General features: G+C 51.3%; 21 protein-coding genes. 7 read left to right on the forward strand and 14 right to left on the reverse strand.

The genetic code is table 11. The annotated features are described in order from the left end of the window. The 4 genes from IBX50_RS06990 to IBX50_RS07005 form a co-directional block, all read right to left on the reverse strand. The coding region (locus IBX50_RS06990; protein WP_292254519.1) for a DUF2868 domain-containing protein at nucleotides 1–997 on the reverse strand (997 nt) is incomplete at its 3' end. A 55-nt stretch (nucleotides 998–1,052) separates the two neighbouring features. Then, a complete protein-coding gene (locus tag IBX50_RS06995; protein ID WP_292254520.1) occupies nucleotides 1,053–1,766 on the reverse strand; it encodes an anaerobic ribonucleoside-triphosphate reductase activating protein in 714 nt (237 codons plus the stop codon). Continuing rightward, nucleotides 1,766–1,945 carry an anaerobic ribonucleoside-triphosphate reductase gene (nrdD, locus tag IBX50_RS07000; protein ID WP_292254521.1) on the reverse strand — a complete coding sequence of 60 codons (180 nt, stop codon included), beginning with the start codon at nucleotides 1,943–1,945 and terminating at the stop codon, nucleotides 1,766–1,768. Before nrdD ends, IBX50_RS06995 begins: the two co-directional genes overlap by 1 nt. 41 nt (nucleotides 1,946–1,986) lie before the next feature. Further along, nucleotides 1,987–3,732, reverse strand: a complete 1,746-nt coding sequence (locus IBX50_RS07005) for a ribonucleoside triphosphate reductase (RefSeq protein WP_292254522.1) — start codon at nucleotides 3,730–3,732, stop codon at nucleotides 1,987–1,989. Nucleotides 3,733–3,887: 155 nt separating this feature from the next. Here IBX50_RS07005 and IBX50_RS07010 point away from each other — a divergent pair, with 155 nt between their 5' ends. Then, the gene (locus IBX50_RS07010) at nucleotides 3,888–4,355 is read left to right on the forward strand and encodes an SCP2 sterol-binding domain-containing protein (RefSeq protein WP_292254524.1); all 468 of its coding nucleotides are present in this window, start codon (nucleotides 3,888–3,890) and stop codon (nucleotides 4,353–4,355) included. On the opposite strand, the gene IBX50_RS07015 is transcribed toward IBX50_RS07010, so the two are convergent. From IBX50_RS07015 to IBX50_RS07060, 10 genes are all read right to left on the reverse strand, one after another. After that, nucleotides 4,337–5,245 (reverse strand): U32 family peptidase, encoded by a 909-nt coding sequence (locus tag IBX50_RS07015; protein ID WP_292254525.1) that lies wholly within the window; start codon nucleotides 5,243–5,245, stop codon nucleotides 4,337–4,339. The genes IBX50_RS07010 and IBX50_RS07015 overlap by 19 nt on opposite strands. Nucleotides 5,246–5,278: 33 nt before the next feature. Further along, nucleotides 5,279–6,274 (reverse strand): peptidase U32 family protein, encoded by a 996-nt coding sequence (locus IBX50_RS07020; RefSeq protein WP_292254526.1) that lies wholly within the window; start codon nucleotides 6,272–6,274, stop codon nucleotides 5,279–5,281. A 32-nt stretch (nucleotides 6,275–6,306) separates the two neighbouring features. Continuing rightward, on the reverse strand, nucleotides 6,307–6,753 hold the full coding sequence (locus tag IBX50_RS07025; RefSeq protein WP_292254527.1) for a putative zinc-binding protein: 447 nt from the start codon (nucleotides 6,751–6,753) through the stop codon (nucleotides 6,307–6,309). Nucleotides 6,754–6,900: 147 nt separating this feature from the next. Beyond that, nucleotides 6,901–7,575: a Crp/Fnr family transcriptional regulator gene (locus IBX50_RS07030; protein WP_292254528.1), complete on the reverse strand. Its 675-nt coding sequence runs from the start codon at nucleotides 7,573–7,575 to the stop codon at nucleotides 6,901–6,903. Between the two features lie 71 nt (nucleotides 7,576–7,646). Further along, complete coding sequence (locus tag IBX50_RS07035) at nucleotides 7,647–9,377, reverse strand: EAL domain-containing protein (protein WP_292254530.1); 1,731 nt, start codon at nucleotides 9,375–9,377, stop codon at nucleotides 7,647–7,649. Nucleotides 9,378–9,407: 30 nt separating this feature from the next. Further along, a complete protein-coding gene (locus IBX50_RS07040) occupies nucleotides 9,408–10,220 on the reverse strand; it encodes a peptidylprolyl isomerase (RefSeq protein WP_292254531.1) in 813 nt (270 codons plus the stop codon). Between the two features lie 65 nt (nucleotides 10,221–10,285). After that, nucleotides 10,286–10,963, reverse strand: coding sequence for a respiratory nitrate reductase subunit gamma (narI, locus tag IBX50_RS07045; RefSeq protein WP_292254532.1), 678 nt, complete (start codon nucleotides 10,961–10,963; stop codon nucleotides 10,286–10,288). A 17-nt stretch (nucleotides 10,964–10,980) separates the two neighbouring features. Continuing rightward, the gene (gene narJ, locus IBX50_RS07050) at nucleotides 10,981–11,715 is read right to left on the reverse strand and encodes a nitrate reductase molybdenum cofactor assembly chaperone (protein ID WP_292254534.1); all 735 of its coding nucleotides are present in this window, start codon (nucleotides 11,713–11,715) and stop codon (nucleotides 10,981–10,983) included. Between the two features lie 13 nt (nucleotides 11,716–11,728). Next, nucleotides 11,729–13,285: a nitrate reductase subunit beta gene (gene narH, locus IBX50_RS07055; protein WP_292254535.1), complete on the reverse strand. Its 1,557-nt coding sequence runs from the start codon at nucleotides 13,283–13,285 to the stop codon at nucleotides 11,729–11,731. Continuing rightward, the gene (locus IBX50_RS07060; RefSeq protein ID WP_292254536.1) at nucleotides 13,282–17,031 is read right to left on the reverse strand and encodes a nitrate reductase subunit alpha; all 3,750 of its coding nucleotides are present in this window, start codon (nucleotides 17,029–17,031) and stop codon (nucleotides 13,282–13,284) included. Before IBX50_RS07060 ends, narH begins: the two co-directional genes overlap by 4 nt. A gap of 263 nt (nucleotides 17,032–17,294) precedes the next feature. Between IBX50_RS07060 and IBX50_RS07065 the strand changes: the two genes are divergently transcribed. From IBX50_RS07065 to IBX50_RS07090, 6 genes are all read left to right on the forward strand, one after another. Next, the gene (locus tag IBX50_RS07065) at nucleotides 17,295–19,166 is read left to right on the forward strand and encodes a histidine kinase (protein ID WP_292254537.1); all 1,872 of its coding nucleotides are present in this window, start codon (nucleotides 17,295–17,297) and stop codon (nucleotides 19,164–19,166) included. Nucleotides 19,167–19,182: 16 nt separating this feature from the next. Then, entirely contained in the window at nucleotides 19,183–19,860 is a 678-nt protein-coding gene (gene narL, locus IBX50_RS07070; protein ID WP_292254539.1) for a two-component system response regulator NarL, read from the forward strand. A 240-nt stretch (nucleotides 19,861–20,100) separates the two neighbouring features. Beyond that, nucleotides 20,101–21,711 (forward strand): MFS transporter, encoded by a 1,611-nt coding sequence (locus IBX50_RS07075; protein WP_292254541.1) that lies wholly within the window; start codon nucleotides 20,101–20,103, stop codon nucleotides 21,709–21,711. A gap of 52 nt (nucleotides 21,712–21,763) precedes the next feature. Continuing rightward, nucleotides 21,764–22,222, forward strand: coding sequence for a universal stress protein (locus tag IBX50_RS07080; protein WP_292254543.1), 459 nt, complete (start codon nucleotides 21,764–21,766; stop codon nucleotides 22,220–22,222). Nucleotides 22,223–22,254: 32 nt separating this feature from the next. Beyond that, nucleotides 22,255–23,751 (forward strand): MFS transporter, encoded by a 1,497-nt coding sequence (locus IBX50_RS07085; RefSeq protein WP_292254545.1) that lies wholly within the window; start codon nucleotides 22,255–22,257, stop codon nucleotides 23,749–23,751. Nucleotides 23,752–23,969: 218 nt separating this feature from the next. Further along, on the forward strand, nucleotides 23,970–24,200 hold a 231-nt coding region (locus IBX50_RS07090), incomplete at its 3' end, for a DUF542 domain-containing protein (RefSeq protein ID WP_292254547.1).

Consider the following 24,200-nt stretch of genomic DNA (forward strand, 5'->3'; position numbering starts at 1 on the left):
GCCGTTCAGTGGTGGCCGCATCAGGCACCAGTTGCAAGGCTTGCTGGATGCCCAGGTTGCGGGCTTCGGTCAGATGATCGGCCAGTTCCGCGACGGGTGTACAACTGCCAGCCACTCGCCAGATCAGTTGTTCCGGTGGTTGTTTTAACCATTGTTGCCAGAGTTGCTGTTCCTGCTGCCAATCATCCAAACCCAACTGCAGGGTTGATTCGGTTTGGTGGTTGCTCAGTTGCCAGTGAATACAGCTGGCTTGCTGCCAATCACTCATCTGCCCCTGCTGCAGTGTTTTGTTGGCAGGGTGAGTGGTTGCCTGCTGATGGGTGGATAAAGAATCAATATGCAGCGAGTGCTGTTGTAGTTTTAACCAGCGCCAATGGCAATATCCGGCCAGCAACAGGCGTGGCAGCAGGTTGTACACCAGCAGGCTGGCGAGCAAAAACGACCACCAGCGGCTGGCTTCATCAAAACGGCTGGTGGTTTGCTCAATACGGGCAAAGTGGGTTTGTTCCAGTAATGCCAGATCCGGTACGGCCTGTGGCCAGAAAGCCTGCCATGGTAGGCTGATGCTCTGAAAAATTGGCAAAAACAATTGGCTGTTGCTGAGCAGGGTGGAGCTCCAGCCAAAGGCCAGATCAGAAAAAACCAGCAGCAAAAGAAACATCAACAGAATGCCGCAGGCAAACACCACCCACAGCCAGTGCAGGCGGCTCAACAACCACCAGTGTTGTTTTGGTGTTGGTTGCCACCAGGCAGAAGCGCCACTGAAACGGGTAATCCATGGGCGGGATGAAGGACGAAACAGGAGCAGGGTTGCGGCCAGTGTGCCAAGCAGTGGTAAAGCCGCCCATAACAGCCAGATCAGAGGCAGATTGATACGGCCATCCGGGGCATAACTCAGCGATGCACCACCCAGCAACATGCCAGCCAGTAATGCCAGCGGCCAGAGCCACCAGAAAAGTTTTGGAGTCGGGGTGTCGCTGGTATCAGAAGTCCGCATGTGCCTGTCTCAGCCTGTGCTGCAGAAACATTAAGAGTTTGAGCAGTTTAACAGATCAACGCAGCAGCAGTTGGCTGAAACGGGGTTGAAACTCAGCAATCAGGTTGTTAATAACCCGTGTATCAAACGCTTGGTCAATGCGGGCATAGTGTGGATCAAAACTCTGCCCAGCTCGGGCTAGTTGCAGGGCGCAGTGCTGCACTTGCTGGCTCTCCAGCCAGATCAGTAAATGGTGTATTCCCTGAATATCCAGATCCCTGGGATGCAGGGTGCAACGCACCTCAAAATTACAGCCGGATTGCTGCAGTAATTGCAGGCTTTGAACCACCTTGTTGGCGACACCCGGTCGACCACAGACCCGCTCATAATTGTGGGGTTCTGCTTTGATATCCAGTCCCACCCAGCCCAGCAGTGGTAATAATTCAGCCAGCCTAACGGGATTGATGCCAGAGGTGTGCAGGCCAATTTTAAACCCCATTTCTGCGGCTCTTGCCACAGCAGGCAAGAGTGCACGCTGGGCAGTGGGTTCGCCACCACTGAACACTACGGCCTGCAGCAGACCAATGCGGGATTGCAGAAATACATCAACCTGCTTCCAGCTGGGCGCACCCGGCGGTGCCTCAGAAGTCAGCATTTGTGGATTGTGGCAATAACCACAGCGCAGTGGGCAGCCTTGGGTGAAGACCACACAAGCCAGATGATCTGGATAATCCAGAGTGGTCATCGGGGTTAACCCGGCAACCACCAAGGATTCAGCCGTTGCTGACATCAGAGTGCCGCGGCCTTTTCACTGAAATGGCAACGCTCGGCATGTTCTGCTTGTTTGCCGGGATTAAACTGGCTCACCGGACGGTGGTAACCCATCACCCGTGTCCAGACTTCACAAGGCTGGCGCTCGTGATCTTCCAGTTGAATATTCTGCTCAATAAAAGAAATATGGCTGTTCATTGTTTAACTCCTTGGTTTTTTAGGTTGATTAACTACTGGTTTTAAATAGCTACAGCGGCAGGTTGAAGTTCAGCCTGGCGTTTTTGTTGCAAGCGTTCTTCATCACAACGCGGGCAGAATTGGTGTTCACCATCCAGATAACCGTGCACTGGGCAGATGGAAAAGGTGGGTGTAATGGTCAGATAAGGCAGGTGGAATTGACTGAGTGCCGTTTTTACCAGCTGTTTACAGGCCGTAGCGCTGGAAATGCGCTCACGCATGTAGAGATGCAGCACCGTGCCGCCGGTATAACGTTTTTGCAGGGCATCCTGCAGCAGCAGCGCCTCAAAAGGATCATCGGTGAATCCTACTGGCAGCTGGCTGGAGTTGGTGTAATAGGGCTTATCTGCTGTGCCAGCCTGCAGAATGTCTGGGTAATGTTTACGATCCTCGCGGGCAAAACGGTAGGTGGTGCCTTCTGCCGGAGTAGCTTCCAGGTTATAGAGGTGGCCGGTTTGTTCCTGAAACACCTGCATTTTTTCACGAATATGATCCAGCAGTTGCAGAGCCAGTTGCTGGCCTTCGGCATCAGCCAGATTCACCCGATCCGCAGTGAAGTTGCGCAGCATTTCATTAATGCCATTCACACCAATGGTGGAAAAGTGATTACGCAGAGTACCCAGATAACGCTTGCTGTAGGGGTAAAGGCCATCATCCATCCAGTGTTGGATACGTTCACGTTTTACTTCCAGGCTGTCGCGGGATAACTCCAGCAATTCATCCAGTGCAGCCAGCAGCCCCTGCCAGTCACCGGCAAAACGGTAACCCAGGCGGGCGCAGTTGATGGTCACCACACCAATAGATCCGGTCTGTTCAGCAGAACCAAACAGGCCATTACCGTGTTTCAGCAGCTCGCGCACATCCAGCTGCAGGCGGCAACACATGGAGCGCACCATGTGAGGTTTCAGATCCGAGTTCAGAAAGTTCTGAAAATAGGGCAGGCCGTAACGTGCAGTCAGATCAAACAACAGCTCGGTGTTGGGTGAATCCCAGTCAAATTCCGGGGTGATGTTGTAGGTCGGAATCGGAAAGGTGAATACCCGCGATTTACTGTCTCCTTCACGCATCACTTCCAGATAAGCGCGGTTGATCAAATCCATTTCAGCCTGCAGTTCACCATAGGTGTAAGGCTGTTCTTCACCGCCGATCACCGGCACCTGATCAGCCAGATCCGCCGGACAAACCCAGTCAAAAGTCAGGTTAGTGAAAGGTGTCTGGGTGCCCCAGCGGGAAGGCACGTTCAGGTTGTAGATAAACTCCTGAATGCTCTGGCGCACCTCTTTGTAAGTCAGCTGATCCTTGCGGATGAAAGGTGCCAGATAGGTATCAAAAGAGCTGAATGCCTGAGCACCTGCCCATTCATTCTGCAGGGTGCCCAAAAAATTGACCATCTGCCCCAGTGCGCTGGATAGGTGGCGAGGTGGCTTGCTTTCTGCGCGTCCCGGTACACCGTTAAAACCTTCAAACAACAGCTGGCGCAATGACCAACCGGCACAATAACCAGACAACATATCCAGATCGTGCAGATGTAAATCGCCATGTCGGTGAGCAGCGCCCACTTCCGGTGAATAAACCTCGTTCAGCCAGTAATTTGCCGTGATCTTGCCCGCCACATTAAGAACCATGCCGCCCAGTGAATAACCCTGATTGGCATTGGCATTAACACGCCAGTCAGCACGTTGCAGATATTCTTCCATCGCGTGGCGAACATCGACCAGCAGGTGGGGGTTGGCAGCCCGGCTATTCATGGTTTTCTCCATATATGGTTGCTTTATGAATCTTAAACACTATATCTAGTGGTTTCATCTTAGAGCACTGACGGCTAATAATCTTGACAAATGTCAGGGTTGATGAAGATTTCATCTTTTAAGATGGCGACTGACTTGCACAGAAAGGAGCAAAAATGTTTTTACCACCCATGCCTGCCGGTATCCGGCGTTTGCTGCAACCCGGTTATTGGGTTGCTTTGCTGGATTCACGTGTGCCCTTGCGAGTGAAAAAAATCCTGCTGGAACCACGACTGAACAGTCTGTTTAAGGCTGCTCTGCAGGATGATGAATTTGAACTGCTGGAAGGGCGTTACCTGAGTCTGGTGATTCAGGATCTGGGAATCCACCTGACCTTGACGGTGCAGCAGCAGCGGTTGTTACTCAGTGAACAACCACCGGAAACCACCATCCGTGGTGACTGGCGGGCGATGCTGCAACTGGCTTTAAGAAAAGAAGACCCGGATGGTTTGTTCTTTCGCCGCCAGTTGCTGATTGAGGGAGATACCGAGTTGGGGCTGGGTATCAAGAACCTGCTGGACAGTCTGGACTGGTCACTGGATCAGGGCTGGCTGGGACGTGTACTTCATACAGCATCCACCTGAGTCATGCCGGGCTCTGCAAACCAGTAACCATTACAGCCATCCAACTGCAGCAATTGCAGTGGATCACTGGCTGGTTGTTCACCCCGGCGCACCTGATCAAAGGCCATCACCACCGACTCCATATCCGTGCCAGTTGCACTGAGCCGCACATGACTGACTCCCAGTTGTTGTATGTCTGGTAATTGCCGGATCAGATTATGGCAACTGCCGGAGAGGGTCTGGATGCCATTGATGGTAAACAGCTGCTGATTTTCCTGTGATGTCAGCGGTAAACCAGCGGGATAATCCTTACAGACAAACTGGCAACGATCTTTGGGTAGATCATGGTGGCGTGCGGTGAAACATCGAGCTGACCAGGCCAGTGGCAGGTGACCAAAAGCAAAAACCTCTGTTTCCACCGGTAGTTGCTGTTGCTGAATATAAGTCAGTTGATCGGCCAGGGTGGTGCGTGACAGCTCCACTGGAAAACACCAGCGCTGCATGCCCTGATCAACCAGCAGCCGCAGGCTGTGCTGGTTATAAATATTGATGGCTGCCCCGGCAACAAAGGGTAACTCCAGTTCCTTGCAGGCTTGGACAGCACTCAGGTCATTGGCCTCGATTAACCCCTGACCACCATGTGATTTGATTGCTTCCAGCAACTTGTAAAGCTGGCGCAGATCAGTTTCGGACTCCAGCAGTGTCTGGGTGGACATCACCACCTCTTTACCGGCAGCAGTTAACTGATCAGCAATCTCCAGCCAATCCGGCAGTTTCATTTCTCGGCGGCGCGAACAAACACTTTCACCCAGATAAACCACATCAACAGGCCAGTCGGCCACCTGCCCGTAAAAATGGTGCACCTCGGCTGCAGGCCAGAAATACAATAAAGAGCCCAGGGTCAGTTTCACGTTAAAAAACTCCATCAAGGTATCAGGTTTGGGTTATTTCCAGCGGCGGTGATAAGCACCCAGTGTGGTGATGCTGCCTTCGGACAGGCTGCTCAACTGCTGCTGCCAGTGGTTTGCCACCATAAAATCCTGTTGTTGTTGCTGCAGCTGATCCAAAGCCTGCCGCCAAACCTGTACGATCTGGCTGACATAAGCCGGGCTACGCTGGCGTCCTTCCAGCTTGATGGCACTGATGCCCATCTGCTGTAACTGCGGCAACAAATCCAGCGTGTTCAGGCTGGTGGGTTCTTCCAGTGCATGGTACTGCTCCTGCCCGACTTTAAACCGCCCTTTGCAGAGGGTGGGATAACCGGCTTTTTCATGTTTGCCATAACGATCAATCAGTACCCCGTTGAGTCGTGATTCCAGTCCTTGTGAGGTTTCTTCCCAGCGTACCGCTTTGGCGGGTGAACAGGCTCCGCGTGAATTGGGGGATTCATCCGTCAGATAAGATGAAAGGTAACAACGGCCTTCCACCATGATACACAGGCTACCAAAACCAAAAACCTCCAGCTCAACCGGTGAATGGCTGACCAGCTCTGCAACCTGAGCAATCGACAGAACCCGAGGCAAAACAGCACGGCGAATACCAAAGTTCTGATGATAAAATCTGAGTGCGGCCTGAGTGGTGGCTGATCCCTGAACTGATAAATGGCGCGCGACATCCGGGTATTTGTGAGTGGCATAATCCAGCAGACCAATATCAGCCAGAATTAATGCATCCACCCCCAGATTGGCGGCCTGATCCACAGCAGTTGTCCATTCCTGCCAACCAGCCGGTTGTGGATAGGTGTTGATGGCACAAAAGACCCGGCAGTTTTTGGCATGGGCATAACGAATGCCTTCCGCAGCCTTTTGTTCTGTAAAGTTCAGCCCGGCAAACTGGCGGGCATTGGTGGCATTACGAAAGCCCAGATACACGGCATTGGCACCTTGATCCACGGCAGCTTTTAAGGCCGGAAGGCTTCCGGCGGGGCAGACCAGTTCCATGCCTGGCTCCTGAAGTGTGAGGGTTGATCAGGTTAAAATTTCTGGGTAATAAAACCATGACCAGGATCATTTGTAGCTGACTGGTCTGTTATATCGGTTGTGATGCAGGATTCTTCCTGCAGGTTGATGACTTGTTGCAGAAGCTTGCTGCTGGCTTGTTGCAGGGTCTCTTCATCGTAGAGTTGATGGTGGTGTTTTTTATAACCTTCCTCGTACAAGCGTACATGCAGATCCGGCTCAAGATGGATCTGTGCCAGACAGGAGCGGGCACACTGCAGGGCACAACCGTCAATGGCAATCAGTTTGCGACCGCTGCGGGCCAGACGCACCAGTGCGGGTACACGTCCACCAACACCAGAAATACAGGACATTTCGGCCTGACCACTTTGATTCAGATACAACGCCAGGCCATTAGCCAGCTGTGCAACATCGGAGCAGCCGGAGCAGGAGTACACCAGAGGTTTTTTAAAAGTTTTCATACACAACACCTTTGCAGGTGGGACTAAAAAAAAAACCCGGAAGACCTCTCCGGGTTAAATGACAGATACCTGGATACCTGACAACGAGCTATTTAAATGTATCGTCTCGTGGAATAGGTGTCTTGATGATTATCAAGAGTGAAGAATTTACCTTGATTGATCCAGTAATGATGGATTGATAATAACAATTTCACGTTTGTTGGTGATGATGATTTTTGATTCTTTTAAATCCGACAATACCCGCGAAAAGGTTTCCGGTTTCATACCAAGATAAGAGGCAATCTGATATTTAGGAATTGGTAATTTAACTTCCGTGAATCCATCCGGGTGTTCTGATTTGTTTTTGCAAATCATTTTCAGGTATGAAAGAACCCTTTGTCTGGCACTGCCGGTGGTGACAGTTTCTATCTCGGAAAAATGGCTGGAGCGTTTTTCAGCCAGATAGTTTAAAAAGCTGAACGCGGACAGGTTGTTTTTCTGCAGGATGGACAGATACATCACTGATGAAAAGGCAATCAAACGAGTGGGGGTGGTGGTTTCAGCAAAGTGGTGATAAGTCTGTTCAGCGGTGAAAATTTCGTGTTCACCAATTGCCTGCAGCGGTATGGCATTACCAACAACACGTTCAGAGCCATCCTCTGCCAGCATAAAAAGTTTTACAGCGCCTTCAACTACTAGAAAAAAACGCTGGCAGGCTTCACCTTCACTGTAAATGGTGGCATGGGATTGCAGCTCTAGGTGTTTGGCCTTGTCCAGTACCAACTCAAAATCATCGTTGTTGATCTGGCAGAAAAGTGGGTGACTGCGGATTAGACAACGCATGTCACATTGACCTTCCACCGGGCCGAGTCGGCTGTTCTTCTTGCAGGCAATGCCGGGCAGAACACAGCTTCTTACGGGTTTTTGAGCCGTGTACCGGACTGGGGGTGTTTTTGATCGCCGATCCATGATTCTAACCTCGATATCGGTAAAGGACGGGTCAGCAGGTAACCCTGAATAAAGTCACAAAGGTTGTTTTTCAGCCAGCTGCACTGGTGCATTGTTTCAACACCTTCTGCAATCACCTGCATACCCAGGCTGTGGCCAATGGAAATAATGCTGCGGACAATCATCTGATCACTGGCGTTTTCCACAATTTCAGCAATAAAACTCCGGTCAATCTTGAGGAATTTAACAGGCATCTTGCGCAGGTAACTCAGGTTGGAGTAACCGGTGCCAAAGTCATCAATACTCAGCTGAATACCCATCTCGGCAATTTCTTCCAGAATTCTCATGCCGGTTTTTTCCTGACTGAGAATGACACTTTCCGTCAGCTCAATTTCAAGGCCATCCAGAATGTCCTGTTGTTGCAGAATCAGCTTGAGGGAATCCAGAAAGCGAGGATCCATCAGTTGTTGCACCGACATGTTCACTGCAATTCTGAAACCGGAAAAGGGTGTTTTTTTCCAGCGGTTCAACTGACGGCAGGCTTCTTCCAGTACCCATTGCCCAAGCCGGTGAATCAGGCCAAAACGTTCGGCCAGTGGAATAAACCGATCCGGTGCCATCACTCCGTAAACTGGATGATTCCAGCGTATTAATGCTTCAGCACTGGAGATTCTGCCGGTCGACATGGAGGCTTTGGGCTGGTAATAAAGCTCCAGTTGCTGGTTATCAAAAGCCAGCCCCAGCTCTCGTGCCAGATGGATTTCATCCAGAATGACGTTGTTTTTATCCCACTCAAAGGCATGCACTCGTCCATAACCGATCTTGCGCCCCTGGATCAGTGCCTGTTCGGCATTACGGATCAGTACACTGACATCCCCAGGCTGATTTTTCCCCAGCTCCACACCTAGGCTGACACTGATATCCACACAAGTACCGTTGACTGAGTAGGAGCGGCTGATGAGTGTTCTGATTTGTCCGAGTCGTCGCATCAGATCCTTGTGGTTCTGCATCTGACCAATCAGCAGAAACTTGTCTGCTCCGATACGTGCCAGTTTTTCACCATTAACCGTGTGTTCACTGATGGCAATAGCCACTTTTTTGATGATCTGGTCACCGATGCCGGTACCGAATTTTTCATTGATAAAATAAAAGTGATCAATGTCGATCACGCCCAGAAACAACGACTTTTTATCCTCTGCTTCCAGATCGGATAAAAACTGTACCGCTGCATTTCTGTTCAGCAGGGAGGTGGCACTATCGAGAACTTTCAGATGTTTAATAATTTCCATTTTTTCTTCATGCAGTGACAGATTCTGCATGATGCCAAGATAGTGGCTGGTGATATTGTTATCATCTTTTAATGCCCGCACAGTTAACCATTCTGTATATAAACTGCCATCCTTTTTGCGGTTGGTCATGACACCTTGCCAGAACCCATGATTAATAATTTCGTCCCACATTATTTTATAGTGGTTTATATCATGCTGACCCGATTTAAGAACCCTTGGGCTTTTTCCCTTTAGCTCATCTTCTGAATAACCGGTGATCAGGGTAAACGCCTGATTGATGGTCAGGATCTTCTGATCTGTATCGGTCAGAATAATGCCGTTGTCGGTATTGTTAAAAATACTTTCAACCAACTGCAGAAGATGGTTTCTTGAGTCCGCCGCGTGGTTGATCAATTCCTTGGTCAGCATGTTATACCCCCCGAAAGATCCGCTTCTGGATTATTGCATCAGGGGTGAATCGGACTGCCCCATGTCGATACCCAGTACCGGTGCAGCGCTGGCCAGCTGCTGCAAGTAATGGCGGATGGCGGTTCGGGTAGCACTTTCGTTCAGGTACTGGCGTATTCGGGTTTCAGCAATGTCATAAGGCAGCACCTCACCTTCTACCCGCTGATCAATCAGCACTAGGTGGTAACCGTAACGGCTTTCCACCGGTTGTGAGTGCAGGCCGACCGGTAGGCTCCAGATCTGGCGTTCAAACTCTGCAACGGTTTGCCCGTTGGATATTTGCCCCAGATGACCACCCTGATGTTTAGATTCACAGGCTGAATAATCTTGTGCCAGTTGGGCAAAACGTTCCGGATCTTCTGTCAGTTGTTGCAGCAGGGATTTTGCCACCTGCAGCTGCTGATCCCGCTCAGTGATATCATCCGGTGCCGCAGGCAGCAGAATATGCCGCAGGCTGATTAGTGTTGGGCTGGTCAGGCGGCTGTGGTTTTGCTGGTAATAGCGCTGACACTCAGCATCACTGATTTGTGGCAGTTGCAGCTCCTGCTCCAGCAAACGTGCGGTTTTTTCTTCCGGGGTGTTGCCGGTGATGTTCAGCTCAGTGGCTTTTTGTTCCAGCAGGCGTTCAATCACTAGGCTGCGTGCAGCCTCTTGCCAGGCTTCTTCAACACTGGCTCCGGGGTGGTATTGCATTTCCCGGGCAATATCCTCCTGCTTAAGGTATTCATTACCGATGCGTACCACCGGGAAACTGGCAGCAGCGGTCTGATCCGTGTTGATGGCGGTGAGCGGGATGGTTTGCATGATGGTTTTCCTGTTTCCGGTAGCATTTTATTGCCGGGCAAGGTTTGCCCGGCGGCAGAGACGGCTCAGGCGCGTTTACGCACCAGTTGATAACGGCGGTTGATGTATTCCAGTGGCACACTCCAGATGTGCACCAAGCGGGTGAAAGGAAAGATCACAAAAATGGTCAGTCCCAGAAAAATGTGTAATTTATAGATGAGACTCACTCCATCCATATACACGGCAGGATTACCCTGTAGTGTCACCACGGCCTGTGCCCACTTGGATAACTGCTGCATCATGGAACCATCCAGATGGCTCATGCTGGGGATCAGGGTCAGCATACCCAGTGTTACCTGAATAAACAGAATACCAATCACCAGTGTATCGCCGGAGCTGCCTGTGGCTCGTACATAGGGATCAGTCAGGCGGCGCTTGAGTAACAGCAGGGCACCGACCCAGCAGAGTGCTCCGGCAATACCACCAATGATGATCGCCATCAGCTGTTTGGTGCCGGGAGTCATGAAGGGTTCATACACCCAGGAGGGTGTCAGCAGCCCAACCAGATGACCAAAAAAGATGGTGATCACCCCGATGTGGAACAGGTTGCTGGCAAGCCGCAGTCCGGATTTGCTGACCATCTGGCTGGAGCCTGCTTTCCAGGTGTACTGCCCATGGTCATAACGTATCCAACTGCCGATGATGAATATTGCCAGTGCCAGATAGGGATAAACCCCGAACAATAATGTGTTGATGTATTGCATGAGAATTCTCCTCGAATTCAGATTCCGTCTGTACCAGTGCCGCGCAGTTCAGACGGCTCCTGTACATACAATGTCTGCACCTTGCCCAGTTCATCGCGGCGTTGTTGCACTGCCTGCGACTGGCCACAGGACGCACCCTGATCATCCACAAAGCGCACCATTTCTTCTTCCCACACCTTATCCATTGCCTCCGGGGTATCATCTCTTTCCTCGGCGGCCACCGTGACAGCCAGGGTCTGCTGATCAACCTCTTCACCAGCCAGTGTTACCAGCGTGTCAAAGATCACGGCGTAATCACTGTCTCGATGCCTCAGACGTTCAGCCACCAGTGCCAGGATGTGGGTGATGGATGCCAGCCACTGCTTAATTTCTTCCGCCTCACGGGTGGACAAAAACTCAAGAAACAGTGGCAGGTAGTCCGGCAATTCGCGGGCATCCAGTTGTAATCCCGCCTGTTCGTACTCATTCATCAGATCAACCATCGCCTGACCCCGATCACGGGATTCACCGTGCACATGCTCAAACAGCAGCAGTGAGGTGGCTCGCCCCCGATCAAAGGTGGCAACATAGTTTTCCTGACTGTCCAGCAGGTCGGTGGTACAGAGCTGATCAACAAAAGCGATCAGCTCTGACCGACAGGCTGGCGGTAGTTGCTTGTCCTGGCTCAGCAGGCTGGTCATCTCACGCCGGGCATCTTTCAGCTCGGCTGTGGGGTAATCCAGCAGGCGTGCCAGCAGGGCTAAACTTCGCATGGCCTGTCTCCTGTCAGTCTTTCAGCAGGGTCGGATCGACCTGCTGTACTGCGTTGATCTTGTCCACCATGGTGATGGTGGTTTTTTTGCCGCCGAACAGGCTGAACTTGCTTTCACCATGGCAACCATCACCAAAAGTGAAACCACAACCGTTCCGCTCTGGATAAGCATCACGCGCCTGCTCCCGATGGCTGGATGGAATGACAAACCGGTCTTCATAGTTGGCAATCGCCAGATAACGGTACATGTCTTCCGCCTGATCCTTGCTGAGTCCGGTTGCTTCCAGTGCCCGCAGGTCTTCCACCCCTTCAACCTGCTGGGCACGTTTGTATTCACGCATGGCCAGCAGACGTTTTAGTGCCCGCACAACAGGTTTTTCATCACCGGCTGTCAGCAGGTTGGCGAGGTAACGTACCGGGATACGCAGGCTATCCACATCCGGCAGTACACCGGTGTGACCCAGATCACCGGCATCCGCTGCAGACTGGATGGGTGACAGAGGTGGCACATACCAGACCATTGGTAAGGTGCGGTATTCCGGGTGCAGCGGCAGTGCCAGTTTCCAGTCCATTGCCAGTTTCCAGACTGGGGATTGTTGTGCAGCCTTTAACACGTTTTCGGTGATGCCGTCCTTGCGTGCCTGAGCAATAACAGCGGGATCAAAGGGATCCAGAAAGATTTCCAGCTGTTTTTCGTAGAGGTTGCCCTCATCCGGGGTGCTGGCGGCTTCTTCAATGCGATCAGCATCGTAGAGCAACACACCTAGGTAACGGATGCGGCCAACACAGGTTTCCGAACAAACTGTGGGCATGCCGGATTCGATACGTGGATAACAGAAGATGCACTTCTCGGATTTACCACTTTTCCAGTTGTAGTAGATCTTCTTGTAGGGGCAGCCGCTGATGCACATCCGCCAGCCACGGCACTTGTCCTGATCAATCAGTACAATGCCGTCTTCATCCCGCTTGTAGATGGCACCACTGGGGCAGGAAGCGACACAGGTCGGGTTGAGGCAGTGCTCACACAGACGTGGCAGATACATCATGAAGGTGTTTTCAAACTGGCCGTAGATATCCGCCTGCACCTGATCAAAGTTTTTATCTTTGCGGCGTTTGGCGAACTCGGTGCCGAGAATTTCTTCCCAGTTGGGACCCCATTCAATCTTGTTCATCCGCTTGCCGGTAATCACCGAGCGAGGGCGAGCCACCGGCTGGTGTTTACTGTCCCCTGCGGTATGCAGATGCTGGTAATCAAAATCAAAGGGTTCGTAGTAGTCGTGGATATCCGGCAAATCCGGGTTAGCAAAGATGTTTGCCAGTACCCGAAACTTGCCACCAATACGAGGTTCAATCTTGCCATCCGTGCGGCGAACCCAGCCCCCTTTCCACTTGTCCTGATTTTCCCATTCTTTGGGATAACCAATACCGGGTTTGGTTTCGACGTTATTAAACCAGGCGTACTCCATGCCTTCACGGCTGGTCCAGACGTTTTTACAGGTGACTGAACAGGTATGGCAGCCTATGCATTTGTCCAGATTGAGCACCATGCCAACTTGAGAGCGAATTTTCATTTCACTGCCTCCTGCTGATAATCATTGCCTTCACCATCCAGCCAGTCGACCCGCTTCATCTTGCGCACAATGACAAACTCGTCGCGGTTGGAACCGACCGTACCGTAGTAGTTGAAGCCGTAAGACTGCTGTGCATAACCACCAATCATATGGGTTGGTTTTGGGCAGGCACGGGTCACCGAGTTGTGGATACCACCACGGGTGCCGGTCACTTCTGAGCCGGGCACGTTCACGATGCGTTCCTGAGCGTGGTACATCATCACCATGCCGGGCATTACCCGCTGGCTGACTACGGCACGTGCTGCAATGGCACCATTGGTGTTAAACAGTTCGATCCAGTCGTTATCCTGCACACCAATGTCGAGTGCATCATCCTCACTCATCCACACAATCGGGCCACCGCGGGATAGGGTCAGCATCAACAGATTGTCGCTGTAGGTGCTATGGATGCCCCATTTCTGGTGGGGAGTAATCCAGTTGAGTGCCTTTTCGGGATTACCATTGGTTTTTTTGCCCAGCATTGGTGCCACCGCTTTGGTGTTGATCGGTGGGCGATACACCAGCAGGCTTTCGCCGAAGTCCCGCATCCACTGGTGATCCTGATAAAACTGCTGCCGACCGGTCAGGGTGCGGAAAGGAATCAACTCATGGATGTTGGTATAACAGGCGTTGTAGGACACATGTTCATCTTCCAGACCAGACCAGGTGGGGCTGGAGATGATCTTGCGCGGTTGTGCCACAACATCCCGGAAACGGATTTTTTCATCCTCTTTGGGGCGAGCCAGATGGGTGTGATCCAGGCCGGTGATGTCGGACAGTGCCTGCCAGGCCTTAACGGCAACCTGACCGTTGGTTTCCGGTGCCAGTGTCAGAATGACTTCAGCAGCATCAATGGCGGATTCAATTTTTGGCCGCCCGATGGAAGTACCTTCGGTATGTTTATGATTCAGCTTGCCGAGCAGTTCAATTTCCGGATCGGTATTCCAGCTGATGCCTTTACCACCATTACCCAACTTTTCCAACGCTGGCCCCAGCGAGGTGAAACGGGCGTAGGTTTCCGGGTAGTTGCGTTCCACAGGAATTAACGCCGGAGCAGTTTTGCCGGGTATCAGCTCACACTCACCTTTTTTCCAGTCCTTCACCTCCAGCGGCTGACCCAGCTCACCGGGGGAATCATGCTGCAGCGGCAGGGTGACCAGATCGGTCTCCACACCTAAGTGCCCCTGACAGACTTTTGAGAACTCCCGTGCAATGCCCTTGTAAATCTCCCAGTCACTGCGTGCTTCCCAGGCTGGATCGGTGGCTGCAGTCAGCGGGTGGATAAAGGGGTGCATGTCAGAAGTGTTCAGATCATCCTTTTCATACCAGGTTGCTGTTGGCAACACGATGTCTGAATAGAGGCAGGTGGTGGACATACGGAAATCCAGGGTCACCAGCAGATCCAGCTTGCCATCTGGAGCCTTATCCTGCCACTCCACTTCCATCGGTTTGTCTCCACCCTCCTGACCCAGATCCTTGCCCTGCAGGCCATGACGAGTGCCCAGCAGGTACTTGAGCATGTACTCATGACCCTTGCCGGATGAGCCCAGCAGGTTGGAACGCCAGATAAACAGGTTGCGCGGGAAGTTTTCCGGGCTGTCGGGGCTTTCGGAGGCAAAAGCAATTTCACCGGACTTAAGCGCCTGAACGGTATATTCCTGCGGTGTCATTCCGGCAGCTTTGGCCTTGGCGGCAATATGCAGGGGGTTGGTGTTCAGCTGAGGTGCAGAAGGCAACCAGCCCATGCGTTCGGAACGCACGTTAAAATCGATCAGGCTACCTTCATAACGACTGGCATCGGCCAGCGGTGACAAGATCTCGCTGATTTCCAGCTTCTCATAACGCCACTGACTGGAGTGGTTATAAAAGAAGGAGGTGGAGTTCATGTGCCGTGGTGGGCGTGTCCAATCCAGGCCAAAGGCCAGTGGTGCCCAGCCGGTTTGTGGACGCAGTTTTTCCTGACCCACATAGTGTGCCCAGCCGCCACCACTCTGACCCACACAACCACAGAGAATCAGCATGTTGATCAGGCCACGGTAGTTCATGTCCATGTGATACCAGTGATTCATACCGGCACCCACAATGATCATGGAACGACCCTTGGTTTTGTTGGCCGTGTCCGCAAACTCTCGGGCAATACGAATCACGGTTTCCCGTGGTACACCGGTGATCTGTTCCTGCCAGGCCGGGGTGTAGGGTGCAATCTGGTTGTAATCAGTGGCACCATCATCTTCACCCAGACCACGACTGATGCCGTAGTTGGCAATCATCAGGTCATATACCGAGGCTACTTTGATTTCCCGGCCATCAGCCAGTTTGACATGGCGCACCGGCAGGGTGTGTTTCACCACATCCTTGTGCTCCACATGCTGCCAGTATTCGTGTTTGATGCCGCCGAAGTAGGGGAAACCCACCTGAACCAGATCATCATGGGCATCCAGCAGGCTCAGGCGAAGTTTGGCTTCTTTCTGATCACCGCCAGTTTTTTGCTCCAGATTCCATTTACCCTTTTCACCCCAGCGGAAACCGATGGAACCGTTGGGTGTGATGTATTGATCAGTGGTTTCATCAAGGGCAATGGTTTTCCAGTCCGGGTTGTTTTCCTGACCCAGTTGATCAGCAAAATCACTGGCACGCAGGAAACGACCGGGGGCATAAAATCCACCTTCACGCTCTTCCAGCATCACCAGATAAGGCATGTCGGTATAACGACGTACATAATCGGTGAAATATTCACTGGGGTTGTCGAGGTGGAATTCTTTCAGGATCACATGACCAAAAGCCATGGATAATGCGGCATCAGTCCCTTGTTTGGGATTGATCCACTGATCCGCCAGCTTGGCTACTTCGGAATAATCCGGGGTGATGGCAACTGTTTTGGTGCCCTTGTAACGCACTTCGGTGAAGAAGTGTGCATCCGGGGTGCGGGTCTGAGGTACGTTGGAACCCCAGGCAATAATGTAGTTGCTGTTGTACCAGTCCGCAGACTCAGGCACGTCGGTTTGTTCACCCCAGGTCATTGGGGATGCTGGTGGCAGGTCACAGTACCAGTCATAAAAACTCATACAAACGCCACCAATCAATGACAGGTAACGGCTGCCCGCAGCGTAGGACACCATCGACATGGCTGGAATCGGTGAAAACCCGATAACCCGATCCGGGCCGAAGGTTTTGGCGGTGTAAACGTTGGAAGCAGCAATCAGTTCGTTGACTTCCTCCCAGTTGGAGCGGATAAAACCACCCATACCGCGGCGAGGTTTGTAGAGTTTGGTTTTTTCCGGGTCTTCCACTATGGACGCCCAGGCTTCCACCGGATCACTGAACTGCTCACGTGCCTGACGCCAGAGTTTCATCAGGGCTTTGCGCATCAGCGGGTATTTAAGACGGTTGGCGCTGTACATGTACCAGGAATAACTGGCACCACGCGGACAGCCACGGGGTTCGTGGTTGGGCAGATCCGGACGGGTACGTGGATAGTCGGTCTGCTGGGTTTCCCAGGTGACCAGCCCGTTTTTGACGTAGATCTTCCAGCTGCAGGAACCGGTGCAATTCACACCATGGGTGGAACGCACCACCTTGTCATGCTGCCAGCGCTGACGGTAACCATCTTCCCAATCACGGTTGGTTGCTTGTGTTTCACCGTGGCCATTGGCAAATGGTGTCCTTGTTTTCTTGAAATAATTCAGTCGATCGATGAAGTGACTCATGGTCGCTCTCCCGGACTCCTCAGGATAAATGGACAGTGGGCTACGGGATCTGGAAATCCTCTGTACAGCCTACTGCCCGCTAGAGTTGATCTGTCGCCATGACGGAGACATCCCACTGAGCCCAGTCTGTACCAGCAATTTGTTGATTACTGCGTGAATACCACCAGAAACAGCCAAAATACCTCTTAAGAGATACTCGGCATCTGACCCTTTTCGTGGGACAGTAGGTATCCTGCAGGTTGGAACAAAAGAGTGAAACACGTGTGATTAGACGATCTCTGGTGACCCGTATTGCCACCCACATGCTGTTGATCAGCCTGATGGCTATCAGCAGTTTTCTTGCGTCTTACATCATCTCTGATCGTATGAAAGGAGATGCAGGGGCATTAAATGTTGCTGGATCATTGCGGATGCAGACCTTTCGTATCATCAACAACCTGCAGGAAATTCGGCTGGATGGGTTGATTGCTGGCTCAGCAGAGAAGCTGGATTATACTGTGCAGGGTTTTACCGAACGCCTGCAGAAAGATGAGCTGGTGTATGCCATTCCTCGTGCCAATGACAATAATCTGCATGTGATTTATGAAGCTATCCGTGACAGGTGGCTGAGTTATACCCTGCCACGCATCCGTTCCATGGATGCCACCAACCGGATGGAAGTCATGGAGCTGGAAGCCATATTAAATGCTCAGTATCTCCTGATCGACAATATGGTTTCACTGCTGGAAAGAAGCACGGATAACAAGGTTCGGTTGCAGATCTTCATTCAAACCACGTTTATGCTGCTGGCATTTGCTGCCATTGTGGTGGCTTTTCTGGATATTCGCGAAAAGGTGGTGATTCCGCTTAAACATCTGATGGCGCAGGTTAAAGAGGTACGGCAGGGCAACTTTGTGGTGCGTAATGATGTGCCGGACAAGGATGAAATTTCTGATCTGGCGCAGGCGGTGAATGATATGTCGCGTGATCTTTCATATAACTACCGCAATCTGGAAAAAATTGTTTCCCAGAAAACACTGGAGCTGGAACGCAGTCACAAGGCCTTGCAGCTGTTACATGATGCCAGCCGTTTGTTGTATGAAAATAGTGACAACCTTTGCCATAACGCAGTGCCGATGCTGAAAGAGCTGGAAAAGCTGATTGATATTGGCTCCATCAACCTTTACATCGAAGATGAGCGGCAGAGTGTAAAAGTCATGTCGACCCGTAATATGGAGCGACCGGATTATTGCCGGGATCTGAAGTGTAAAGCCTGTATGGTGGAAGGCAGTTGTTTTAATACCAAACTAACAGAACCAGCAGTAAACCAGAGTGTAGAGCACCTGTATTTGCCAGTTGCCACCGCCGGTTTGCGGCTGGGTACACTGGATGTGGCTTATCCGCGGGGTCGCCAGTTAAGTGATCGTGCCGTGCGCCTGTTACAGACTCTGGCCGATCAGTTGGCCACTGCCATCTACATAAAAAGACAAATGCAGGAAAGCCAGCAAATTTCATTGCTGGAAGAGCGCACTATCATTGCCCGGGAGCTGCATGACTCACTGGCACAATCCCTGTCTTATCTGAAAATGCAGGTCAGCCGTTTACAAAAACAACAGCAAAAAGACGGTGAGTCAGATAGACAACAGACCATCCTTACGGAAATTCGTACCGGGGTGAACAGTGCTTACCGCCAGCTGCGAGAGCTACTGACCACCTTTCGCCTGCAGCTGGATAAACCCGGCTTGCGTGCAGCATTGGATGAAACAGTGCGAGAGTTTTCCGAGCGTATGGGTTTTGTGCTGGATCTGGACTTTAACCTACCACCGGACTTGCTGAATCCCAATGAAGAAATCCATGTGCTGCAGATAGTTCGTGAGGCACTGAGTAATGCCACCAAACACTCCGGTGCCACTGCGGTGAAGGTGGACGTGGCATTCAGTGAAGGTCAGGTGCAGGTTTGTATCTGTGATAACGGTTGTGGACTAAGTGATGGCAAGGTGCCGGATCAACATTATGGACTGATTATTATGCGGGATCGCTCCATTTCCCTGGGTGGCAGCATCAACCTATATAACCAAGCGTCGGGTGGTGTGCGTATGGATCTGGAGTTCACACCTGTTGGAATGCAGAACCAAACCGACCGATCACGAGTTTGAACCGTGGAGTGATGAAATGATCAACAAAACACAGGATCACAAGGCCAGTATTATCATCATTGATGATCATCCCTTGTTACGACGTGGTATCGTCCAGCTGATTGAAGATGAAGAGGATATGGAAGTACTGGCAGAAACCGGTTCAGCGGCTGAAGGTATACGGTTAGCGGTGGAACTGGATCCGGATCTGATCCTGCTGGATCTGAACATGCCAGAAATTAATGGCATTGAGGCATTAAAACAGCTGCGTGCAGAAGGCGTTTGTTCACGCATAGTGATGTTTACTGTGTCTGACCATGAAGAAGACGTGGTGGCAGCACTCAAATCCGGTGCGGATGGTTATCTGCTGAAAGATATGGAACCGGAGGAGCTGGCAGGACAGCTGCGCCAAGCGGCTACTGGTCGTATGGTGGTTAGTGAACGCCTGACTGTCTTGCTGGCCGAGGCACTGCGTAATCAGCGTTCCCGACCCGCTGGACCGGACATCTCCAGCCTGACTACCCGCGAAATGCAGATCCTGCGACTGATTGCTGAGGGTTTGTCCAACAAGATGATTGCACGCCGACTGGATGTGATGGAAGGCACAGTCAAGGTGCATGTTAAAAACCTGCTGAAAAAAATGCAGCTGAGATCGCGGGTAGAAGTGGCAGTCTGGGCTGTTCAAGAGGGTGTCACGCGTCATCCGAACCCCTGATTTTTGCTGGATGATTGTAAGTACCCATAAAAATCTAACAGGTATTTGATCCAATAAAGCAGATACCTCGTCTAAAATTAAAATCCTTTAAAAACAAATTATTAATCTTGATTTTCTACTATCACCTAAGGAGTAGGAGGTATTTTTCAGGGCGATTTTGCCTGCTTTTGTTTTCCCATTCTAGGCGTATCTTGGTTTCTGAAAGCATCCGTTCACTTCACCCAGAAACGAGAGACCGCTATGGCTAATAAAAATCAGGACATCCACGATTGGGATGTCGAAAATGAAAGCTACTGGAAGTCCAAAGGTCGATCCATTGCCAATCGTAACTTATGGATTTCAATTCCCAATCTGCTGTGCGGCTTTGCCGTCTGGTTGATGTGGGGGATTATCACGGTTCAGATGCTGAACCTAGGTTTTCCCTTTGAACCGGGTCAACTATTCACCCTGACCGCGATTGCTGGTTTGACAGGAGCCACCCTGCGTATTCCGGCTTCGTTCATGATCCGTATAGCTGGGGGCCGTAACACCATCTTCCTGACCACTGCGATGTTGATAATTCCGGCCTTTGGTGCCGGTATGGCGCTGCAAAGCCCGGATACACCTCTGCTGACCTTCCAGATCTTGGCATTTCTGTCCGGTATTGGTGGTGGCAACTTTGCTGCTTCGATGAGCAACATCAGCACCTTTTTCCCGAAAAAAGAGCAGGGTCTGGCGCTGGGGTTAAATGCCGGTCTTGGTAATTTTGGTGTCACCACCATGCAGATCCTGATCCCTGCGGTGATGACCCTAGGTGTGTTCGGTCTGCTGGCTGGTGATCCCATGACCCTAGTACGCGACAGTGGCACTCTGATTGGTCGCATTGAAGCGGGCACACAAACTTGGATTCAGAATGCAGGGTTTATCTGGGTGGCAATCCTGTTGCCACTGGTGATCGCCGCCTGGTTTGGTATGAACAACCTGCGCAGTATTACCCCTGATCCTGGTAGTCCACTTGCTGCTTTTGGCCGTATCACCGGCCTGTATGCCATAGGTTTTGTCACTGCCGGTGTGGGTCTTTACCTTTACCTGCCAGCACCAACTGGTCTGGGTATTCTGAACCCCTGGTTGGCGATGTTACTGATCATGCTGGCAACACTGGTGCTGATGCGTATGGTGCCGGGCAAGATCGGTGAAAACTCCAAGCGGCAGTTTGCCATCTTCAAGGACAAACACACCTGGTCCATGTCGATTCTTTATATTTTAACCTTTGGTTCTTTCATTGGTTTTTCCATGGCTTTGCCCCTGTCCATTACCGTTATTTTTGGCTCCAGTATGGTTGAAGTGGATGGTGTAATGCAGCGGGTAGCTAATCCTAATGCACCTTCAGCTCTGACCTACTCTTGGATTGGCCCCTTTGTGGGTGCTCTGATCCGTCCGCTGGGTGGCTGGATCTCTGACAAGGTGGGTGGCTCGATTGTGACCCAACTGATTGCTGGTGTGATGGTGGTTGCTTCAGCGCTGGTGGGTTACATCATGATGTTGGCTTACCAGTCAGCCACACCAGAGCAGTACTTCCTCTACTTCATTGTACTGTTTGTGATCATTTTTGCTGCGACTGGTGTTGGTAACGGCTCCACCTTCCGCACCATTGGTGTGATCTACAACCAGGAGCAGGCCGGGCCAGTGCTGGGCTGGACATCTGCGGTAGCGGCTTATGGTTCTTTTGTGGCTCCGATGGTGATTGGTGAACAGATCCGTGGTGGTACACCGGAAATGGCTATGTACGGTTTTGCTGTGTTTTATGCCCTGTGCATGGTGCTGAACTGGTGGTTCTACCTGCGCAGAAATGCCTACGTAAAAAATCCCTGATGATCCTGACCGCTTGTGCTGATGCACAGGCGGTTATTTGGAGATTGCCCAAATGAAAATAATGATTGCCTACGATGGATCAAGAAATACCAAGCTGGCGCTGGCTCAGACCCTGACCCTGTTTGGTGGTTTAAAACCACTGATCCTGTTGATGGGAGTAGCAGAAAATCCAAGGGATTCAACGGATGCCAATGAAGACCTTTTTCAGCAGGAATACCGTGAGCTTAAAGAAGCGCTGGAAGAAGGCAAACGTTTTGTCACGGATGAAGGGCTGGGTTGTGAGGTGATGATTGCCGAGGGAGATCCCAGGAAAATGCTGTTACAGGCCACAAAAAAACTGGTGCCGAGCTTGCTTGTGGTTGCGCGCCATAGCCATCAGCCGGATGGCGGTTTTATCGCCCAGTCGCTGAGCTATTTTGTGGACGAACTGGATTATATGACGCTCGGGAGTGTGAGTTCGTTTCTTGCGCGCAGAGTGGAGTGTCCCTTGCTGATTTTGCCTAGTCCCTGAAAGGCTCACGTCTAAAAGAAGGAAGCATAGCCATGAAAGTTTCCGCAGTTTTTAAATTTCGCAGTCCGGAAATCCGTGCACTGCATCTGACCTGGATTGCCTTTTTTATCACCTTTTATGTCTGGTTCAATATGGCACCTCTGGCATCCAGCATGCTGAAGAGTGTGGATTGGCTGACTCGGGATGATATCCGCCTGTTTGCCATCTGCAACGTGGCACTGACCATTCCCGCTCGTATTCTGGTGGGTATGGCGCTGGATCGTTTTGGTCCGCGCCGGGTGTTTTCCATCCTGATGGTGGTGATGGCAATACCAGCACTGGTGTTTGCTTTTGGTTCCACCATGATGCAATTGTTGATTTCGCGTCTGGTGCTCAGCTCTATTGGTGCCAGTTTTGTGGTGGGTATACACATGACGGCACTCTGGTTTAAACCCAAGGATATAGGTTTTGCTGAGGGTTTTTATGCCGGTTGGGGCAACTTTGGTTCCGCAGCGGCGGCCATGTCGTTACCTACCATTGCACTGACCATGTATGGTGGTGATGATGGCTGGCGCTGGGCGATTGCTCAGAGTGCCGTGGTGATGGCTGCTTATGGTGTGTACTACTGGTTTGCCATCACTGATGGCCCGGATGTCAAAGCACACCGCAAACCACGCAAAGCGGCTGCACTGGAGGTCAGCAGTTGGGGGGATATGATCAAACTGATCATCTGGACCATTCCGCTGGTTGGTGTGCTGGCGATTCTGGTCTGGCGTATCCACAATATGGGTTACCTTTCCGCAACCGGAGCCTGGATTGCTTACGGGGTTATTATCCTGATTGTGTTGTATCAGATAGTGCAGATCCTGCGGGTGAATGTGCCACTGCTGAAAAAAGGAGTGCCGGAAGATGATCGTTATTCCTTTAATAGTGTGGCGGCACTCAACTCCACCTACTTTGCCAACTTTGGTGCTGAGCTGGCGGTAGTCTCCATGTTGCCAATGTTTTTTGAAGAAACCTGGGGACTGAATGCTGCAACCGCTGGTCTGATTGCTGCATCCTTTGCCTTTGTGAATCTGGTGGCGCGACCTATGGGTGGCATGGTTTCTGATCGTATGGGGAACCGGCGTTTTGTCATGCTCTGTTACATGTTCGGAATTGGTATCGGTTTTATTCTGATGGGCATGCTGAACTCCTCCTGGCCGCTGGTCATAGCCATAGCCATTACCATTTTCACTTCGGTGTTTGTGCAAGGGGCTGAAGGTGCAACCTTTGGTATTATCCCTTCCATCAAACGTCGGGTGACCGGGCAAATCTCTGGGATGGCCGGTGCTTATGGCAACGTGGGTGCTGTGGTGTACCTGACCATCTTCACTTTTGTGACACCCACTCAGTTCTTTTACATCATTGCTGCCGGTGCCTTTGTCAGCTGGCTGATCTGCCTGATCTGGCTGAAAGAACCAGAGGGTGCTTTTGGGGATGAGTATTACATTTCCTCGGTCGACAAGATGATTGCTGAGCAGGAAACACAGCAACCGACAGCACGTTAATTTTTGACCAAATCCGGCATAGCAACACAAAACCAGCCCCAGGGCTGGTTTTGTGTTTTTTGAAAAAGGGTAATATTGACCTATGGGGTTGTATTTACCCTTGTGGTGTGGGGTTTAAGTAACCCATTTGACTTTAAGTATTTGATAATAAGCTGGTTATATTATGGCATGCCGGTTGCAGAGAGATACTGATCTTATTCCTGCACTGGAGCAAACTCATGCAACTACTCGAACAGTCACTCGGCAAGCTGGCAACTGAAATCAACGGTGCTACCCGAATTTTCCATCAACACAAGCTGGATTTTTGCTGTGGTGGGCATATCACTCTGGCAGAAGCACTTGCAGCAAAGAATCTGGATTCCGAAACAATTCTGCAGGATCTGCAAGCGTTACAGCAGCAGCCGGTTGCAAAAGACTGGCGTGCAGTCTCCGCTGGAGAACTGGTGGAT

This window comes from Marinospirillum sp., assembly GCF_014859565.1.

Coding starts and splice junctions, on each gene's coding strand:
- IBX50_RS07005 (WP_292254522.1), bottom strand. CDS start 3,732: ATGAATAGCCGGGCTGCCAACCCCCACCTGCTGGTCGATGTTCGCCAC.
- IBX50_RS07040 (WP_292254531.1), bottom strand. CDS start 10,220: ATGCAAACCATCCCGCTCACCGCCATCAACACGGATCAGACCGCTGCT.
- IBX50_RS07075 (WP_292254541.1), top strand. CDS start 20,101: ATGGCTAATAAAAATCAGGACATCCACGATTGGGATGTCGAAAATGAA.
- narI (WP_292254532.1), bottom strand. CDS start 10,963: ATGCAATACATCAACACATTATTGTTCGGGGTTTATCCCTATCTGGCA.
- IBX50_RS06995 (WP_292254520.1), bottom strand. CDS start 1,766: ATGTCAGCAACGGCTGAATCCTTGGTGGTTGCCGGGTTAACCCCGATG.
- narL (WP_292254539.1), top strand. CDS start 19,183: ATGATCAACAAAACACAGGATCACAAGGCCAGTATTATCATCATTGAT.
- nrdD (WP_292254521.1), bottom strand. CDS start 1,945: ATGAACAGCCATATTTCTTTTATTGAGCAGAATATTCAACTGGAAGAT.
- IBX50_RS07080 (WP_292254543.1), top strand. CDS start 21,764: ATGAAAATAATGATTGCCTACGATGGATCAAGAAATACCAAGCTGGCG.
- IBX50_RS07030 (WP_292254528.1), bottom strand. CDS start 7,575: ATGCGTTGTCTAATCCGCAGTCACCCACTTTTCTGCCAGATCAACAAC.
- narH (WP_292254535.1), bottom strand. CDS start 13,285: ATGAAAATTCGCTCTCAAGTTGGCATGGTGCTCAATCTGGACAAATGC.
- IBX50_RS07060 (WP_292254536.1), bottom strand. CDS start 17,031: ATGAGTCACTTCATCGATCGACTGAATTATTTCAAGAAAACAAGGACA.
- IBX50_RS07085 (WP_292254545.1), top strand. CDS start 22,255: ATGAAAGTTTCCGCAGTTTTTAAATTTCGCAGTCCGGAAATCCGTGCA.
- narJ (WP_292254534.1), bottom strand. CDS start 11,715: ATGCGAAGTTTAGCCCTGCTGGCACGCCTGCTGGATTACCCCACAGCC.
- IBX50_RS07035 (WP_292254530.1), bottom strand. CDS start 9,377: ATGCTGACCAAGGAATTGATCAACCACGCGGCGGACTCAAGAAACCAT.
- IBX50_RS07025 (WP_292254527.1), bottom strand. CDS start 6,753: ATGAAAACTTTTAAAAAACCTCTGGTGTACTCCTGCTCCGGCTGCTCC.
- IBX50_RS07010 (WP_292254524.1), top strand. CDS start 3,888: ATGTTTTTACCACCCATGCCTGCCGGTATCCGGCGTTTGCTGCAACCC.
- IBX50_RS07020 (WP_292254526.1), bottom strand. CDS start 6,274: ATGGAACTGGTCTGCCCCGCCGGAAGCCTTCCGGCCTTAAAAGCTGCC.